This window comes from Flavobacterium panici (genome assembly GCF_024499525.1).
Classification (GTDB): Bacteria; Bacteroidota; Bacteroidia; order Flavobacteriales; family Flavobacteriaceae; genus Flavobacterium; species Flavobacterium panici.
Window position 1 is genome coordinate 5133987 of the sequence record NZ_CP100437.1, and the last position, 19516, is coordinate 5153502.

Genomic DNA, 19516 nt, shown 5'->3' on the forward strand with positions numbered 1-19516 from the left:
TTATTTGAACTAACAGCAAGAGTAATATAATCCTCGATTCAAAACCAACAGGTTTCGCATCTTTTTTCCCCAGCGTGCATATAGCTAACACTAAGGCTCTAGAAAGGAGGTGTTCCAGCCGCACCTTCCGGTACGGCTACCTTGTTACGACTTAGCCCTAGTTACCAGTTTTACCCTAGGCAGCTCCTTGCGGTCACCGACTTCAGGCACCCCCAGCTTCCATGGCTTGACGGGCGGTGTGTACAAGGCCCGGGAACGTATTCACCGGATCATGGCTGATATCCGATTACTAGCGATTCCAGCTTCACGGAGTCGAGTTGCAGACTCCGATCCGAACTGTGACCGGTTTTATAGATTCGCTCCTGGTCACCCAGTGGCTGCTCTCTGTACCGGCCATTGTAGCACGTGTGTAGCCCAAGGCGTAAGGGCCGTGATGATTTGACGTCATCCCCACCTTCCTCACAGTTTGCACTGGCAGTCTTGTTAGAGTTCCCGACATGACTCGCTGGCAACTAACAACAGGGGTTGCGCTCGTTATAGGACTTAACCTGACACCTCACGGCACGAGCTGACGACAACCATGCAGCACCTTGTAAATTGTCTTGCGAAAGTTCTGTTTCCAAAACGGTCAATCTACATTTAAGCCTTGGTAAGGTTCCTCGCGTATCATCGAATTAAACCACATGCTCCACCGCTTGTGCGGGCCCCCGTCAATTCCTTTGAGTTTCATTCTTGCGAACGTACTCCCCAGGTGGGATACTTATCACTTTCGCTTAGCCACTGAGATTGCTCCCAACAGCTAGTATCCATCGTTTACGGCGTGGACTACCAGGGTATCTAATCCTGTTCGCTCCCCACGCTTTCGTCCATCAGCGTCAATCAACTGGTAGTAACCTGCCTTCGCAATTGGTATTCCATGTAATATCTAAGCATTTCACCGCTACACTACATATTCTAGTTACTTCCCAGTAATTCAAGTTCAGCAGTATCAATGGCCGTTCCACCGTTGAGCGATGGGCTTTCACCACTGACTTACTAAACCGCCTACGGACCCTTTAAACCCAATGATTCCGGATAACGCTTGGATCCTCCGTATTACCGCGGCTGCTGGCACGGAGTTAGCCGATCCTTATTCTTACGATACCGTCAAGTCCCGACACGTCGGGATGTTTCTTCTCGTACAAAAGCAGTTTACAATCCATAGGACCGTCATCCTGCACGCGGCATGGCTGGATCAGGCTTGCGCCCATTGTCCAATATTCCTCACTGCTGCCTCCCGTAGGAGTCTGGTCCGTGTCTCAGTACCAGTGTGGGGGATCTCCCTCTCAGGACCCCTACCCATCGTTGCCTTGGTAAGCCGTTACCTTACCAACTAGCTAATGGGACGCATGCTCATCTTTCACCGTTGTGACTTTAATTATAAAGTGATGCCACTCCATAATACTATGAGGTATTAATCCAAATTTCTCTGGGCTATCCCTCTGTGAAAGGCAGATTGCATACGCGTTACGCACCCGTGCGCCGGTCTCAAGCACCGAAGTGCTCTACCCCTCGACTTGCATGTGTTAAGCCTGCCGCTAGCGTTCATCCTGAGCCAGGATCAAACTCTTCATCGTATATTTTAATATTATTATTCGATGCTTACTCTAGTGGTTCTTTTCAAATCTTACGATTCTATTACTCTTATTCTTTTGTTCCGATTTGCATCGGAACGGCTGTCAATTCAATATGTCTACGAACGTGTCTTCTTTTTAACTTCGCTTGTGTTTCAAAGTAGTGAGTTTATCAGCATTTACAATACTTTTTATCGCTTTTTTTTCAAATATTTTAGCAACTTTTTCTTAACCATCTGATAACATTAAGTTTGCGTGGCAACTTTTTTTTAAAACCTTTAAGTTTTTTCTTATTTTTATTATTTTTCAGCAAAAAAAATATTTTTAAAAACAATATGTCTGCATGTTTCGTAACAAATATTCTGTTTTTAAGCGAGACTTGTTAGCTTTTTTTATTTCGTTTAGGAATGAAATCTGAAACATTTGACCTTTTTAATCTCTATTTTTGCAAGCAGTATAAATGATACTATTATAAGCTTGAAAAATCAAAACCATAATATTCAACAATTTGAACTTCCACCTTCTGCAAGAGCAGGAATTATTATTGTTAATATGGAGGATAAAGAGATAGAGAATCACGACATCTCTAAACCTCATCGGGATGATCATTGCCAATTAATGTTTGCTTTAAACGGAAAGTTTAAATTAAATATTGATTTTGAAATTATAGAATTTACCGGACCTGCCTTACTTTGTATCTTTCCTGAAGAAGTACATCATATTATAACGGTAAAAGACCCAAAAGGATGGATGGTTAGTTTTGATTCATCACTGGTTAATAAAGAGCTCCTGCAGCTACTAGAGAATAAAATCAATAATCCATTTTTATTACGAGAAGAATCTCCCTTTTTTCAACAACTTACAATCCTAATGGATTTAATTGAAAAAGTGCAATCTGAAAATACAAATACCTACATTCAAAAAAGTATTCATTCTTTATTAAATGCACTTTTAAATTTAATTTCAGGAGAACTCGTTTCTAATTTACCTCTTAATAAATCTAAAGAAAGTCGCAGTATTATCATTAAGGAAGCTTTTATAAAACTAACAAAAGAACATTATAAAACATGGAAACAGCCAGCACAGTATGCTTCGGCTCTTTCTATTTCGGCTGCGCATTTAAATGATACTGTAAAATCATTAACAGGAAGTCCGGTCTCGGCTCATATTCAAGAAGCATCAATAATGGAAGCCAAAAGACTTCTTTACTTTACAGACAGCAGCGTAAAAGAAATTGCTTATGAGGTTGGTTATGACGAGCCTGTTTATTTTGGAAAACTTTTTAAAAAGCTAACCAATCTTACTCCTCTTGAATTTCGGAAAAAATTCCGTGATTAGGACTATCCTTCCCTTCATTCAAACTACATTAAAGATCATCCTCTAATTAATTTTGCATTGTAATTAATATATAATGATATGCAAAACGAAATCAATATCCCAATTATACTCGATGCAGTACGAAAAGTAGGGAACGTCTTTTTAAAAGGCTATAAGCAAAATGCGATTCCGCAAACTATGGATGAGCTTTTAAAACAATTGGAAGATATCGATACTTTATGCCTAAGTTCTTTAAAAGAAGATTTAGCACTGCCGTATCCAAATATTCCCTGGCAAATAGGCGATGAGTTTGATACTGATTCACAAAGAACCCCATCAAATAACGAAGAGTACTGGCTTTGTGATGCCATGGATGGTGCTATACAATATCTTCAGCATATTGCAGGATGGACAATAAATCTGGCGCTTATTCGTCATGGAAAACCTTTATTTTCTGTAATTTTTGATCCATTGGCCAATGAAATGTTTTGGGCAAAAGATGGTGAAGGCGCATTTATGAATGGCAAATTACTTGAACTTAGTAACAAGACAGATCAATCTGTTATGCTTGCTGTTTTTGAATATGGACATCAGGACAAATCAGATAATGATTTAAATAAAAAAATAGGTACTACGGTCACTAATTTGATTCAGAATTTTGGGATTGTTAGGAATTACGGACCACACGGATTGCAATTGGCTTATGTTGGTGCAGGAAGAATTGATTTGTTTGTCCAGGAAGATCTCGACACTTATAACTGGATTGCAGGATTGCTTATTGCCAAAGAAGCTGGTGCCGAAATCCTAACAACGACAGGAACTCCATGGAAATGGGGAAGTGAAAACCTGCTCGTGGCACAAAAAAGTATTACTGAAAAATATCTGCAAATTAAATCAACAAACTAATGAATATAGCAATTATAGGAGCCGGAGCAGGAATTGGACTGGAATCTGTTAAACTGGCTCTTAAAAAAGGCCACATTGTAACAGCATTATCCACAAATACTGATCAAATTCCAAATCATCCCAATCTTATTAAAATAAATGGCAGCGCTACATCTTTAATAGATTTAAAACATGCCATAACTGGATCTGATGCAGTACTTATAACCGTTGGAACAAAAAATAAAAAAGCAACTACCTTATTTTCTGATATTGCCAATACATTGGTTAAGGTTACTGATGATTTAAAATTCTGTTCGCCAGTTTTGGTTATTACAGGTTTTGGAGCGGGAGAAAGTAAAAATTATTTGAGCTTTTTTATGCGAACGGTGATTTCGCTATTTCTTAAAGACCAATATATCAATAAAACTATAATGGAAGAAATAATCACTAAAAGTACTATGAAATGGGAAATCATAAGACCTGGAATGCTTACCAACGGAGATGCACAATCAACTTATAAGGCAATATCAGGACTTCAAAAAGGAATGAAAGTTGGGAAGATTTCAAGAGCCGATGTTGCCCAATTTTTAATTACCGAAGCAGAAAATCCATTGAGACTTTATCAATATGTTGCACTAACAAATTGATTATATATAGAAGGAGTAACAGCGTTTGTGTTGTTACTCCGTATATACATAAAAGAAAGTTCAAAAGTAGATCTGGATTAAAATGCTATTTTACTTCCGGAGTTATTATTTGATATTTTCCACTAAGATGCATTAGACTAAAAAGATACATTAGTCCGTCATAGTAGGGATCAAAATAACCGTCTTCGTAAGCTTCAAGTTTGGCATTCCAGACAGCATGAACAAAATCCATACTTGCTTTATCTTTATTTACCAGCGATGCCGTGGCTGCAGTCGCTACTAACCCAATGGAATGTCTTAGTTTTTTTACCGAACCTGCCTGAAGAATAAAATCAGGAGTAGAACCATCCAGATTAAACTGATCTTCATAAGTGTCTAATCCTTTTGATCTCAGGAAATTTTGAAATCGCTTCGCATAATCTTCCTGCCATTTTTTATCTTTTCCATACCACGTATAATCCATTGCAATATTCATAGGAACACGCCAGGAATCATAACGAAATCCGGGCGGCATCCAGGGCGTTGGATGCGGTTCTCCGTTGAATTCTGTATAATCTGAATTTAGACCTGTTACAGGGTGACAGGCTTTATGTAAAAAATTACGCGAAATATCGGCACATTCTTTATAAAACTGTTCGTGGCCGTCTTTGGCATATAATGCCCAGATTTCATAAAATGCAGGAACATGATAAGAAGGATCTGTCCAATTGTAGCCGCCTCCTTCTGGTACAAAAGAAATCTGCTTATGTTCGGTATTTATAATATTATAGATATTCCCTGTACCGTCTTTTTTCCACATGGCATCTAATATTCTTCTGGCTTCTTTGTAATAATTTATTCCTGTATCATTGCCCCATTTATTTGAAGCAAAGAGCAGACTTGTTATATAATATAATTCCCCATCAGATGCAGAACCGGGAGAATTTTGTTTTTTGGTCTGCGGATCTACACTCCATGCAAAATAAGCTTCTCTTGATCCGCTTTGACGCTGCATGTATTTGACAGACCAGCGCCAGAGACGATCAAAAACTTCTTTTTTATTGAGCTGAACAGCAACCATCATTCCGTAGGACATTCCTTCGGTACGGGCATCTTTATTTTTTACATCAGAAACATACCCTAACGAATCTCCTTCTTCAAAATATACCTTATTTGGCCCTTCAAAAACATCATAATATGCTTTTGCTAATTTATTATCAATATCAATTTGACTATAACCTGCTGCTGCAAAAAGATTACGGTATTGAGGTTTATCTGCCTTGTTTTTGTTTTGACTAATGGTAAAAGCCGGAATAAAGATAAAAACGATAATAAAAAGTCGGATTTTAATCAAATATTCATTTGTAATAATCTGATATACAGTCATATTTTCTAGATTTATTTGTTAGTCTTTTATAATAATTTAAATATACATAAAAACAACATAAACACAACTGGTTGCATAAACATAATATCAATAAATATTAGGATTAAAAATATTTTTTTTTATTATAATATAAAAATTTAAAACAACTGGTTGTTTTAAAAATTAATCATTTAATAGATTTATTGAAACAAACTCATGCTTCAAATATGTTAATATAGGCTTCAAAAATGATACACTTTTTTTCAACTTTCAAGCTATTTTTACATTAAACATTCCAAGTAAAATAGAGCAAAATGAAGTGTTATTTTTTTATAGAAATGCGCCTCAAAAATAATCTGCAATTAATATAACAGGATATAAACCTGTAAAAAGCAATCCTTAAATATTTATGAATAATATATCCCAAAAGCTTTCTATACTAGAAAAAACAGGTTACGGTTTAGGTGATTTTGCAGCGAATTTGATTTTTCAGACTTTGCTGACTTTTTTAGCTTTCTTTTACACAGATGTTTATAAAATTCCAGCCGGAACTGCAAGCGTTATTATTTTTACAGGAGGTTTTATTGGTGCTTTTTTTAATATCATTATGGGCGTTATTGCTGATCGTACTCAAACGCGATGGGGAAAGTTCAGGCCTTGGATATTATGGACTGCTTTGCCTTTTGGAATTGCTGCGGTGCTTTCTTTTTTAACTCCGGATTTTGGATTAACGGGTAAAACAACTTATGCATTACTGACTTACTTTTTTTTAGTCTTGCTTTATTCAGCAAACAATTTACCGTATGTTGCTTTAAGCGGTGTTTTAACAGGTGATATGAAAGAACGAAATAGTCTTTCCTCCTATCGCTTTGTTGCTGTTATGATAGCTCAATTTATAGTTCAGTCGCTTTTACTTCCCTTTGTTTTAATTTTAGGAAATGGAGATAAAGCAGTTGGTTTTAAAAATACCATGATACTATTTGCTTTTATTGGGATAATTTGTTTTTTGATTACTTTTTTTACTACCAAAGAAAGAATCATTCCTGCAAAAAATCAGGAATCATCTGTGAAGCAGGATTTTATCGATTTGTGTAAAAATGGTCCGTGGCTGGTTATGTTACTGGTTACCATTCTGGTATTTATAACTTTGTCTTTAAAGGGCGGTATGTATGTTTTTTATTTTAAATATTATTTAGATCCTGCGGCTCAGGCTATTTTTTTGAATGATATTGGTTTTACCGCTTTTATTGAAAAAATAAATAATTCATTAATAGCAATGGGATTTGTAGATTTTCAATGGCCTAAAGATGCTCCAACTTCTGCTTTTAGTCTTTTTAATGGCGGAGGGATTCTTTTTATGATATTCGGAATCCTGTTTTCAAAATCTCTTGCAGATTCATTTGGGAAAAGAAATATTTATATCGCTTTCATTTTCTTATCTGCTTTGAGTTTACTGCTTTTTAATTTTTATAGCAGAACCGCTATTGCAATGGTTTTTTTGACCCAATTATTACATGGATTTATCTACGGAGTAACAATTCCTTTATTGTGGGCTATGATTGCGGATGTGGCTGATTACAGCGAATGGAAAAACAACCGAAGAGCTACTGCTACTGTTTTTTCGGCAATGATTTTTGGATTAAAAATCGGAATAAGTATTGGCAGTGCTTTAGGTGCCGCTTTTTTATCAAAGTATGGTTATGTAGCCGAAGAAGTCAATCAGGTTCCGGCTGCTGTTGAAGGGATTAAACTTTCAATAAGTATTTATCCAGGCTTTATATTTATTATAAGTGCCATTTTATTATGCTTTAATGTAATTGATAAAAAAATGGAAATTCAAATTGAAACAGATTTGAAGGAAAGAAGGTTATAGATTGCAGATTTTAGATTTTAGAATGTAGATTATGGATTGTAGATTTTGAAACCTGAAACTTTTTATTTAACGCAAAGCACACAAAGATTTTTCTGCATATAAGGTTTTTATAAAAATACAAAGTTCGCAAAGCTTTATGTTAATGGGATTGCTTGTTTTAACGCATAATTTTTTTAACGCAAAGGGCGCAAGGTTTTTTAATATACGAGGTTTTATAAAACGGCAAAGTTCGCAAAGCTTTGTGTTGGTTGGATTGTTTGTTTTAGCGCGTAATTTTTTTAACGCAAAGCACGCTAAGTTTTTTTGAAATATTTGCATTTAGAATGCACAAAGTTCGCAAAGATGTATCAACATAAAGCTTTGCGAACTTTGGTTTTATAAAAACCTAGCTTATCAAAAAAACTTAGCGTCCTTTGCGTAAAAACCTTTGCGAACTTTGCGTTAAAATATCCTCAGTTCAACCTGAAACTTGAAACTTAAAACTTTAGACCTAAAATCTGAAATCTAAAATTAATTCTGTCTTTAACAAAAAAATAAACAGTGCATTACAAGTGCACTGTTTATCAAAAATACTAACTTACTTAACTCAAACTAACATAATTTAATCGTTTAGTACCCAGGATTATTATCACTTGGTTTTATATTGGGATTTGAAGATGTTTCTCTGTTAGGTATTGGCCACAATTCATTTTTACCTGCCTGAAAACCAGTGTTTGCTAATTCTGTACTGGCATTTCCCCATCTCATAATATCGTCAAAACGGCTTTGTTCTCCTGCAAATTCTACTTTACGTTCATGAACAATTGCAGCGAAAACAGCTTCTTTTGTAGGCGTAATATTAGTTGTTAAACCTGCACGATCTCTAACTTGTTTTATAAAGGCTATGGCAGCTGTTTGTGAACCTCCGTCTCTTTGGTTTTCACATTCGGCTTTCATAAGCAGTACATCTGCATAACGCATAACTTTAAAGTTAATACTGGATTGTGTAGCCTCATCTTCTTTTTTATAATAGTTCTGGTATTTTTTCCAGCCTGCATTTCTAATACCTGCAGATGTATTAAAGTTTTGCGCTGTCATTGTACGTGTTCCGTTTAAATATTTAGAACCCGGTACATAAAAAGTATCTCCAAAACGTAAATCCCCTGCTTCATAGGAATTTAAAAGTGCATCTGGCGGATATACGTTGTACCAGCTTAAATTACCATATTCCTGTCCTCTCAACGTTGACTCGGCAAAACCAGTTCCGCCGCTGTTTCCTGCATCATCCCATTTGTTCCCAGTTCCGTTGTTTTCATTAAATTCAATCTCAAAAACAGATTCTTTACCATGCTCCGTTTCTTCCATGAAGTTGTTGTAAAAACTGCCTTTATCTTCAAGACTGAATCCTGTAACGTTATTAAGCGCAGCCAAAGCCAGATCGTATTTCTTTTCGTATAATAATACTTTCCCTAAATAAGCATAAGCCGCTTCTTTAGTCACTCTACCTACAACTTCTGTACCTCTAGGCAGTAAATTTTGAGAGGCAAATTCTAAATCTGCTCTGATCAAATCAAAAGCTTCTGCTTTAGGACTTCTTGCGGCGCCTGTAATAGTTCCGGTTTTATAAATGGGCACATCCCCAAAACGATTCACTAAAAGAAAATAATAATAAGCTCTTAAAAAATGTGCTTCTCCTAAAAATTTATTTTTCTTCGCTTGTGATAAAACTGAAGTTGGTAAATCATTAATCTTACCTTCATTATCTAATACAAAATTAGCTCTGGATATTCCTAAGAAACAAGATTCCCAGTAATACTGAATAATGTCATTTCCTGCATTAAAAGAAAAATCCTGAAAAGGTTTTTTATTACCTTCTAACTGCGGATTTCCTGCTGCATCCTGCGCCATAAGATCCATGGCAAAAGCAAGATTTCGGGCATACAATCCTCTTGTCTGTAAATTTGCATAAGCTGCATTTACAGCAGATTCTACCTGCGCTTCGGTTTTAAAGAACGTGTCGGGCGATAATGTGTTTGGATTAGTTAATTCTAATTCCGAAGTGTCACATGAATTTATTGCGAAAACTCCCAACAATGCTGCAACTATATGTTTTATTTTTTTCATCATCTTATATATTAAAATTTAACATCAAGTCCAAAAATTACTGATTTAGGCTGTGGATATCTTCCTAAGTCGATACCCGCAGAATTTGCATTAGTATCTGCGCGTGCAATTTCAGGATCTAACCCAGAATAATTTGTAATCGTAATAAGGTTTTGACCACTTATGTAGAATCTAATATTTGAAAAATGGCTGTCAAATGTTTCTCCTGATAAGGTATATCCTAAAGTGATATTTTTTAATCTAGTATAAGAACCATCTTCAATATAGCGTTGGTTAGCCGAAGACCAGTTGATATCTGCTCCCTGCGCTCTAGGTAAAGTAGCCGATGGATTGGTTACAACACCATTTACAACAATTGCTCTGTCTAAAACTTCTGTACTGGCATTAAACAAACGGTTCATTCCTGTTAAATCAAATTTATTGGCGTTGTAAATATCATTTCCCTGAACTCCAGTTATGAAGCAGTTGAAATCAAAATTTTTATAAGCTGCCGTAAGGTTTAAACCATAAGTAAAATCCGGATATGGATTCCCAATATTAGTTTTATCATTTGAATTGATTATTTTATTTCCATCACGGTCAACAATTCGAATATCACCTGGCTTAATATTAGTTTGACCCGGACCAAAAACGGCGTCTACTTCTGCCTGATTTTGATAAATTCCATTTGTTTGGTAACCATAAAAGTAAAATAACGGCTGACCTACTTCCAGTCTTGAAAAGTTTTCTAAACCTGCTCTTGCTGTTGGACCGCCTAATACACTGGTTACTCCCGGCGCTAAACTTGTTACTTCGTTTTTACTTGTTCCTAAATTAGCTACGGCAGACCATGTAAAATCTCCTTTTCTGTCATTGTAACCTAATGATATTTCATATCCTGATACCTTCACATCGGCAATGTTTTGAATTTGAGTTCCACCGCCGGCAGATCCTACAGAGGCCGCTAACGGAACTGCAAAAAGAATATCACTGCTTTTATTATTAAAGTATTCAAAAGATCCCGTGAATTTTTCGTCAAACAAACCAAAATCTAAACCGATGTTTCTATCTTTTTTAGATTCCCATTTCAGGTCAGGATTAGAAGCAACGCCAAGAGAAACACCTGGTGCATTTCCTCCATTAATTGGATAATTATAATCAGCAAGTAATGTCGCTGCGTATTGATAATTGTCTATTCTGTCATTTCCTGTTGTTCCTGTACTTGCTCTAAGTTTTAGTGTACTAAAAACAGAATCTGCCATAAAACTTTCTTTGGCTATATTCCAGCCCAAAGCAAATGAGTAAAAATTACCCCAGCGGTTATTTGCTCCAAAACGAGATGAAGCATCTCTACGTCCTGAAACTGCAAGTATATATTTATCATCGTAATCGTAATTGATACGGGCGATATATCCAATATTTTTTTCTTCAAAATTTCCTGAACTCAAACTACCTTCATTATATCGCAGCTGATCAATTTCGTTTGAAATATAGTAACGGCTTCCTGCTGCTAAATTCTGTCCTTTTCCGTCAATTTTAGTTATAACTCCTAATACCTCAATATTATGTTTCGCCGCAATAGTAGTTTTATAAGTTAAACTATTATCAAAAACAATATTTTGACCTTGGGTATTTGTTTCATTGGTTGTTGAAAATGCTTGTTTATGATAGGAACCATCATTAAAACTAGGAATAAAAGTATGATCCTTGCTTGTAAAGTAATCTAATGAAACTTGTGATTTAAATTTCAGGCCTTTGTAAATTTCTAATTCAGCGTAGATATTTCCTATTATAGATAAATTATTAATTTTTTGATATCCTAAATTAGCTACACGAACAGGATTTTCGGCATCATTACCATCAATTGCGCTTGGGCCTTGATAGCCTCCTAAATTTGCTCCGTTATAAACCGGTAAATAAGGCGCCATTTTAATAGCATGCTCTAATAGTGTTCTTCCTCCTGAGTTACGCTCCGGATTGATTTTACTAAAAGATATTCCCATATTGCTTCCTACCTTAAGTCTGCCAATATCCTGCGTATTATTAGCTCTAAACGAATAACGTTCAAAACCAGTATTAATAACAGCTCCTTCCTGTTTCAAATATTCGGCAGAATAACGGGCCGTAGAAGTTTCTGTACCATTTGAGAAACTCAAATTATAATCCTGCATTACACCGCTTTGAAAAATTTGATCCTGCCAGTTGGTATTGATATTGCCAAATTCAGCAGCTCTTGCCGTTAAATCACTTCCTAAATCTTTAGCATACTGCAGATATTGCTGTGTATTTAAAACATCATATCTTTTTGTAATAGTTTGAAAACCTGCATAAGTGCTAAAGTTTAGCTGTCCTGGTCCTTTTTTACCTTTTTTAGTAGTAACCATAATTACTCCGTTAAAAGCTTTTGAACCGTATAAAGCTGTTGTTGAAGCATCTTTTAAAACAGACATCGATTCAATATCATTAGGGCTCAGTCCTGATAAGTTACTGGTTAAAACTCCGTCAATTACATATAAGGGAGCGCTGTTTCCCATTGTAGCCAAACCACGAATGGTAACCGTAGGATTAGAACCCGGAGCACCATTTACAACTGTAACACCCGCGGCTCTCCCTTGTAAAGCTGACTCTGCATTTGTAATTGGCACTGCGGCAATATCTTTTGAACCTACTGTTGAAATTGCTCCGGTTACCTTGGTTCTCTTTTGAGTTCCGTAACCTACAATAACTTCATTTAAGCTTTGTGTGGATAAAGCTAAGGTAACATCAATAGTATTTCTGGTACCTACAGTGATTGTTTGTGAAATTAGGCCAACAAACGAAAATGTAATTTTGTCTGTAGGGTTCACACCTTTTAAAGTATACTTCCCGTCAAAATCTGTAGCGGCACTGTTTTGTGAGCCTTCTACGTTAACACCGGCACCCGGCAAAGGAAACCCCGAGGGATCTGTAACTACCCCTTGTATGGTCTTTGACTGTGCCATCATATTATGACTGCTGATTATCAGCAATGTGATTATTGCATATTTCAATTTTAACATCATTTCAATTGGTTTTTTGATTAGTTTAAATAGTTATTTGGTTGTAAAGTTTTAGTTATTGTAATGCTTATTCTAAAACTTAAAAGTGGTTTTTATAGCTCTTAAATTTTGATACAAATAAGGATTCAATACATAATTTGGTTTTCAATTCATACTGTAATTTTTAAAAAGGTTAATACTTGTTTTCCTGGGTTATTTAATTTTTCTTACATCCAAAAATATAAGCTTAACCTAAATTTTGTCTATTAAAAATGATGCAAAAACTATCAATTTTGTAGCATGAAAACTACAGAAACAGCCATATTGACGGTTTTTGAGCGATTTATCGAATAAAACAGAAATAGGATTTTAATAATTATGTTATTCCTTTTTTAAGCATGAAATAAAAAAAGGCTTCAATTACAATTATTCCGTAATTTCTAAAAATGACTTTATTGTTTATTACTTTGATTTTTAATTATTAAAACAAAAAAAAGACGGCATAAACCGTCTTTAAGTGGAATTCAAAATCAATAAATTATTTGCTGTGCGTAGGCAGCTGCCCGTATTTTTCTTTATAACATTTTGTAAAATAAGAAGGAGAACTAAAGCCCGTTTTAATACTAATTTCAGTTATATTGTCATTGCCCAGCTCTATCAATTCTTTGGCTTTTTCTAAACGAACATTTCGTATAAATTCATTTACCGAAACACCTGTTAATGTTTTAATTTTTCGATACAACTGGCTTCTGCTTAAAAATACTTTTGATGCCAAAACCTCAACACTCAACTCATATTCATTGATGTTTTCATTAATATAATTCAGTACATTTTTTATGAATTCATTATCCAGTGTGGTCGTTTTTTCTTTTGCCTTTGGAGTAATGCCGTTGTAGAATTTATTAAACATAATCTGCCTGCTTTTAAGCAGCTGCACTAAACTGGACCTTAAAATATCCATATCAAATGGTTTGCTCAAATACATATCGGCACCGGAATCTATTCCTTCTAATTTATCTTTGACCAGTGCTTTTGCAGATAACATCATTAACGGAATATGACTGGTTTTTAAATCTGCTTTAATGTTTTTGCACAATTCTAAACCATTCATAACAGGCATTATCACATCTGTTAAAATCAAATCAGGCTGTTTTTGCAACGCTGTTTCTAAACCAATCTGACCATTTTCTGCCGTGATTACTTTATACTCTTTCTTGAGCTCATTTTTTAAATAATTCCGTAATTCTACATTATCTTCAACAATCAAAATAGTGTAAACACGATCTTTTTGTTCCTGATCATCTGGTGATTGAACGGTTTCTTTTTCGATGGTTGGTGTGAAACTTATTTTTTTCTCTTTTTTAAATTCTTCCTGCAATATTTCATTTTCATTGAAGAAATCTTTTCCAATCGGAAATATTAATTTAAAAGTGGTTCCGGCTCCTAATGCACTTTCTACTTCAATAACTCCTTTGTGCAGTTCTACAAATCCGCGAACTACTTCAAGCCCTATTCCTGTGCTTCCGTAATAGGCTTTATTTAAATTGTTTACCTGATAAAAACGGTCAAAAATTCGCTTAATATCTTTTTTATCCAGTCCCGCACCCGTATCTTTAATAATAATTGAAAAAGACGGATTACTGTAAGCAGGCTGTAATAATGGAAAATAAATTAATTCCTCGTCAATTACTACTTTTACTGCTATTTTTCCATTATCTGGAGTAACTTTAAAAGCGTTTGAAATCACATTAAAAATAATTTTCTCAAACATTTTAGGATCAACCCAATCGTTTAATGTTTTTTTATCTGATTCAAATTGCAGTTCAATTCCGCGGCTTTGCGCTTCTTCATCAAAATAGCTTACAATTTCTTTTGTAAAACCCACTACCTCTATTTGCTGTACTTTGAGCGGCATTTTATTAAACTGAAGCTGATTAAAATCCATCAACTCGTTGATTAATCGGGAAAGTCTGTCAGAACTTTTTTGAATCGTCTGCAGTTTATTCAAAACACCGCCTGAAAGTTCCTGCGTATTGTTCTTGAGTATATCTGCTAAAGGATTTAAAATTAAAGTAAGCGGTGTTCTAAACTCATGCGAAATGTTAGTAAAGAACTGTAATTTTTTATCGTTTAATTTTTCGATCTGAGCTGCTTTTTTCTGTTCAAATTGTATTAATTGTTTCTGTTTGAACCTGTTTTGATAATATTGATTTCCGAAATAAATGGCCGCCAGCACTAACAGCGAATAAAATAGATAAGCAAATGATGTTTTCCACCACGGAGGTAAAATTTCAATTTTTAATTCTAATGGTTTCTGGCTCCAGGCTCCATTTTTTTCAGACGCTTTAACTTTAAAAACATACTTTCCGGGAGCTAAGTTGGTATACGTTGCAGAGCTTTTACTGCCCACATAATTCCATGAATCTTCAAAACCTTCTAAGTAATAAGCAAATTCATTTTTGGCGGGAAAAGAATAATTTATACCAATAAAATCAATGGTAAATACAGACTGATCATGTTTAAGAATTATCTTTTTTGTTTCGGATATTACTTTTATTAACGGTGAATTTTTCTCAAGCGGCCCAACTGATTTATTGAAAAGTTTTAGATCTGTAAAATAAATGGGAAGCTGCTTTTTGCTTTTGACCAAATTCTCAGGATTAAAATAGTTCAAACCTTCGTAGCCTCCAAAATACAGGATTCCGTTTTCATCTTTTAGAACTGAATTGTTATTGAAATCATTTCCAAACAAACCGTCGTAAGTAGAGTAATTGACTGTTGTTTTGTTTTTTAAATCCAATCTGCTGATTCCTTTTTTTCCGCTTATCCAGATTCGCCCGTCATTTGATTCTATAATGGAGGATATTGATTTTTCATGAAGACCATTAAAATTTCTATACCATTTTAAAGCATCGTTTTTTTTATTGTAGCTAAATAATCCTGCGCCGTCTGTACCAATCCAGATTTCTTTGTTTTTGGCCTGATATAAAGTATTAATAGTGTGTATGCTTTTATGAGTTTTGAGTTTTTCTGACATTTTATCGCGCAGGGAAGTCACAGAAAAAGTAATAAAATCATTCGTGCTGACTTTATACAAACCTGTTGTTGAACCAACCCAAACAGCATCATCTGAATCTACCATTACTTTCCTAATGTCTAAATTCACCATTCCGTTGGCATAAAATGGTTTCTGATTGCAATGATGAAAACGACCGTCTGAAGCAGTAAAATAATGTAATCCTTTTGCAAAAGTTCCTATCCATATTACACCTCTCGAATCTTCGGCAATACTCATAATATTATCTGAGGCAAGATCAGGAGTGTTTTTTGTGTTGTAATTAATAAAGTTTCGGCTTCCTTTCTTCAAAAAAAAGATTCCCTCATTCCAGCTCGCCAGCCAGACATTTTGTTTTTTATCTATAAAGACTTTGGTAATATTATTATTCGTTAATCCCGAATAAAACCTAGCATCGGTCTTAGTAATATGCTTAAAGTTTTTGGTTTCCGGATTGTAAACATCGACGCCTCCGCCTTCCATAGAAATCCACAACTGACCTTCATGATCTTTGGCAATCCCGGTAACACAATTGGTTTGCAGTGACTGCGGATTTCCAGCCAGACTTTCAATTCCTTTTACCTTATTGTTTATTCGGTCAAAAACACCTAAACCTTTGTTATAATACCCCAGCCAGATTCTTTTTTCTTTGTCTACATATAACGACCAGACAGAATTAGAACCTAAACTGCGATTATTAAAGGTACTGTTTTCGTATTTTTTTTGAACAACACCGTGATCGTTCACAATGATTAAGCCGTCATTTTCTGTTGCACAAAGAATAGTTTTTTCATCTGCTGCCACAATCGACATAATTCTTTTTCTGGTAATAGGAAAAGTAACAGCCTGTTTTTCTTTAGAATACAAACTGGCTTTAACCAGACCTTTGTATCCGTTACCAATCCATAAGTTTTGTTTACTGTCAAAAAACATAGATATAATGGTACCTGACAGTAATTCATTGTTTTGGGCAATTTTTACTTTTTTAACTTCATTTTTTAGCGAGTCAACTACTTTTAAACCAGAATTTGTTCCTAAATAAATTGTTCCTTTTTTATCCTTTACTAAACAATGAATCAAATAATTTACGGCATTTGGAGTGTCTAATTTAAGGCTTGTAATTTTCCTTGATTTCACATTTAACTTTAACAGACCATTATTAAAAGTCCCTAAAAAGATATTGCCGTTATTGTCTTCAATAATGCTTCTTACCGAAATTACAGTTTCTTTTTGGCTTGGTTTCCTAAGATCAATATTCTCAAAAGTATCCAAATTTCGATTATAAAGACACAATCCTTCGTCGGTGCCTGCCCACAAGCGATTTTGCTTATCTACATAAACCGTATAAATTAAATTGCTGTTAATAGAATTGCTGCGTTTTGAGTCCTGCTCGTAGCCCACATAATTTATTCCATCATATTTATATAAACCTGCACCATTTGTCCCCATCCACATAACGCCAAATTGATCTTGTGCAATAGTATAAATACCGCTTTTTGAAGTCTCATTATTTACCAGACGAAATTGATAGTTTTCAAATGTATTTTGAGAAAACAAGCTGTTGATTATAAAAAACAAAATAGCAATGGTTCTAAAACATTTTTTTGAAGACATTATAAAATGATTATTAAATTAAAGTTCAATTTTATATTGTTTTATAAATACAATATTGGGCTGTTTCTTTTTAAGTATAAATGAGATCACAATCTGCGATTCGCATTATAACTTTTAGTTAGTTCACCAGCAGCATTCCTCCATTAGAAGGAATCTTTATTTCAACCTCCTGATTGCTTTTATGTTTGATTGTTTTTACTTTTCCGTTTAATTTTTCATCATCAAAATAACAGGTTAATAATGCATTGGTAACAATCATTGGGAGTTTCAATTTTAAACTCAATGTTTCTTTTTGAGCGTTTACTCCTGCTATGTACCACTTCGTTCCTTTTCGTCGGGCCAGGATTACATATTTGCCCGGATATCCTTCTAAAAAACGAACTTCATCCCAAGCCGTGGGAACTTCTTTCATAAAATTTACGGCCCAGACCGGAGCATCATTTAAATTGTTTGGTGCCAATGCAAAATGCTGTACGCCACTTTGAAAAAGTACAGCCGTCGCTAAAGCAAATACATCTGAAGTTATTCGTTTTGAACCTTTGTTGGGCGTGTTTTCACTATTGTAAAATTGGTTTAAAGCGCTTCCGCCAAAATCCATACTTGCTACTGTATTTCGAATAAAAGTATGTGTAGCGGCATTAATCGCTTCATTGTCACAGCTTGTTTGTCCAAAATGCAGGTTTTCGCTCGCTAAGACTGCTTCGCTTGAGGCAAAATTGGGATACATGCGTTCCCAGCCTCTTGGTAATGTACAGCCGTGAAAAATAACCATCAAACCAAAATCATTGGCATCTTTTAAAATATCTTCATATAATTTCATGGTGACTTGTTTGTCTCCTCCAAAAAAATCTACTTTAATTCCTTTTACGTCGATGCTTTTCAACCATGCCATTTCCTTACGGCGGATGATACTGTTGTCCATCATTCCTCTTGGTCCTTGTGGTGCATCGTTCCAATATCCATTTGAATTGTACCATAAATACAAGCCAACGCCTTTTTCGACACCATATCTGGACAATTCAGCAATTTTTTCTTTTCCGATTTGAGTGTCCCAAAGCGCATCAACTAAAATAGTCTGATATCCCATTACTGCACTAAAATCGATATATTCTTTTTGTACCGGAAAAGTAGTGTTATCATCCATTTTCATAATCCAGCTCCATGAACCTTTGGTATATCGGTACTCTTTTGAGGCTTCGTATTTTGGTTTAACCAAATCAAAAGGGATTGTTGTTTCTACAATCGGGCCCAGAGTTTCGCCAACTGTAATAGTTCTCCACGGCGTTTCACCCACAAGCGGTATGCCTGGCGAAGTTGTTCCGTTTCCGTTATTTTCTCCCGTCATTGGAAAACCAATGCTGTATAATCCTTTTTCGTGCCCTATTAATCTGCTGGCGCAATATCCGCTGTCAACGCCTGTTTCTGATAGTAAAATCCAGCCGTTATTGTTTACTTTGAAAAGACATGGAAATGTGTAGCCTTCGCCAATTCCGTTTTTTCCCGTAGAATCATCTAATGCATATGACATTTCATAACTAGGCATCGTTCTGGCAAATCCGGTCATTGGTTTACTTTGCGGACAAAGAAATGTTGTTGTGCCTTCCGGCAGAAGAAAACCTGAAGCTTCTTCCTGTATGACGCAGCAACGACTTTCATTTTGCGGATATATCTTATATTTAAAAGCTGCATTGTTATTGCTCACCCTAAATACAATATTGATCGCTGCTTTATTTTCTTTAGTAAAAGAAAAAACAGCTTCATTCGCTTCATAATGCACATTACTGTTTTTGATATTAGGAAGCTGGTAGCTTTCGTCAATTTTATTTTGAACTGGATCTGTTTTTAAAACTAATCCTGTTGTAAAATCCCCAACATTAGTTTTTAAACCAAGCGGTGACTTTTCTAAAAACGTCTTTTCATTATAAGAAAGGCTGTAAAATGGCTGACCGTTAGAAACAAAAAGAGAAACTTTAAGCTTTCCGTCGGGGCTTTTTACGACCGATTGTGCATTTAAGTTTAAAAAACTAAATAGACATAAACATATAACATATTTAAAACTCATAGTACA

9 protein-coding genes and 1 rRNA gene are annotated in these 19516 nt (G+C 35.1%); 4 read left to right on the forward strand and 6 right to left on the reverse strand.

The genetic code is table 11. From position 1 onward, the window contains the following. Positions 1-102: 102 nt before the first annotated feature. Positions 103-1616, reverse strand: a 16S ribosomal RNA gene (locus tag NLJ00_RS21480). Positions 1617-2036: 420 nt separating this feature from the next. Here NLJ00_RS21480 and NLJ00_RS25060 point away from each other — a divergent pair. The 3 genes from NLJ00_RS25060 (at position 2037) to NLJ00_RS21495 (ending at position 4462) form a co-directional block, all read left to right on the forward strand. Continuing rightward, the gene (locus NLJ00_RS25060; RefSeq protein WP_269468181.1) at positions 2037-2951 is read left to right on the forward strand and encodes an AraC family transcriptional regulator; all 915 of its coding nucleotides are present in this window, start codon (positions 2037-2039) and stop codon (positions 2949-2951) included. Positions 2952-3029: 78 nt separating this feature from the next. After that, positions 3030-3836, forward strand: coding sequence for an inositol monophosphatase family protein (locus NLJ00_RS21490; protein ID WP_256635350.1), 807 nt, complete (start codon positions 3030-3032; stop codon positions 3834-3836). Continuing rightward, positions 3836-4462, forward strand: coding sequence for an NAD(P)-dependent oxidoreductase (locus tag NLJ00_RS21495; RefSeq protein ID WP_256635351.1), 627 nt, complete (start codon positions 3836-3838; stop codon positions 4460-4462). Before NLJ00_RS21490 ends, NLJ00_RS21495 begins: the two co-directional genes overlap by 1 nt. 85 nt (positions 4463-4547) lie before the next feature. Here NLJ00_RS21495 and NLJ00_RS21500 read toward each other — a convergent pair whose 3' ends face one another. Next, positions 4548-5828, reverse strand: coding sequence for a glycosyl hydrolase family 8 (locus NLJ00_RS21500; RefSeq protein WP_256635352.1), 1281 nt, complete (start codon positions 5826-5828; stop codon positions 4548-4550). A gap of 388 nt (positions 5829-6216) precedes the next feature. Between NLJ00_RS21500 and NLJ00_RS21505 the strand changes: the two genes are divergently transcribed. Continuing rightward, positions 6217-7680, forward strand: a complete 1464-nt coding sequence (locus NLJ00_RS21505; RefSeq protein ID WP_256635353.1) for an MFS transporter — start codon at positions 6217-6219, stop codon at positions 7678-7680. 609 nt (positions 7681-8289) lie between these two features. Here the strand turns inward: NLJ00_RS21505 and NLJ00_RS21510 are convergent. The 4 genes from NLJ00_RS21510 to NLJ00_RS21525 form a co-directional block, all read right to left on the reverse strand. Continuing rightward, complete coding sequence (locus tag NLJ00_RS21510) at positions 8290-9786, reverse strand: RagB/SusD family nutrient uptake outer membrane protein (RefSeq protein WP_053470730.1); 1497 nt, start codon at positions 9784-9786, stop codon at positions 8290-8292. Positions 9787-9794: 8 nt separating this feature from the next. Continuing rightward, positions 9795-12803 (reverse strand): SusC/RagA family TonB-linked outer membrane protein, encoded by a 3009-nt coding sequence (locus NLJ00_RS21515; RefSeq protein ID WP_256635354.1) that lies wholly within the window; start codon positions 12801-12803, stop codon positions 9795-9797. A gap of 514 nt (positions 12804-13317) precedes the next feature. Next, positions 13318-17448 (reverse strand): hybrid sensor histidine kinase/response regulator transcription factor, encoded by a 4131-nt coding sequence (locus tag NLJ00_RS21520; protein WP_256635355.1) that lies wholly within the window; start codon positions 17446-17448, stop codon positions 13318-13320. 118 nt (positions 17449-17566) lie between these two features. Further along, on the reverse strand, positions 17567-19510 hold the full coding sequence (locus NLJ00_RS21525) for a glycoside hydrolase family 97 protein (RefSeq protein ID WP_256635356.1): 1944 nt from the start codon (positions 19508-19510) through the stop codon (positions 17567-17569). Positions 19511-19516 lie beyond the last annotated feature (6 nt).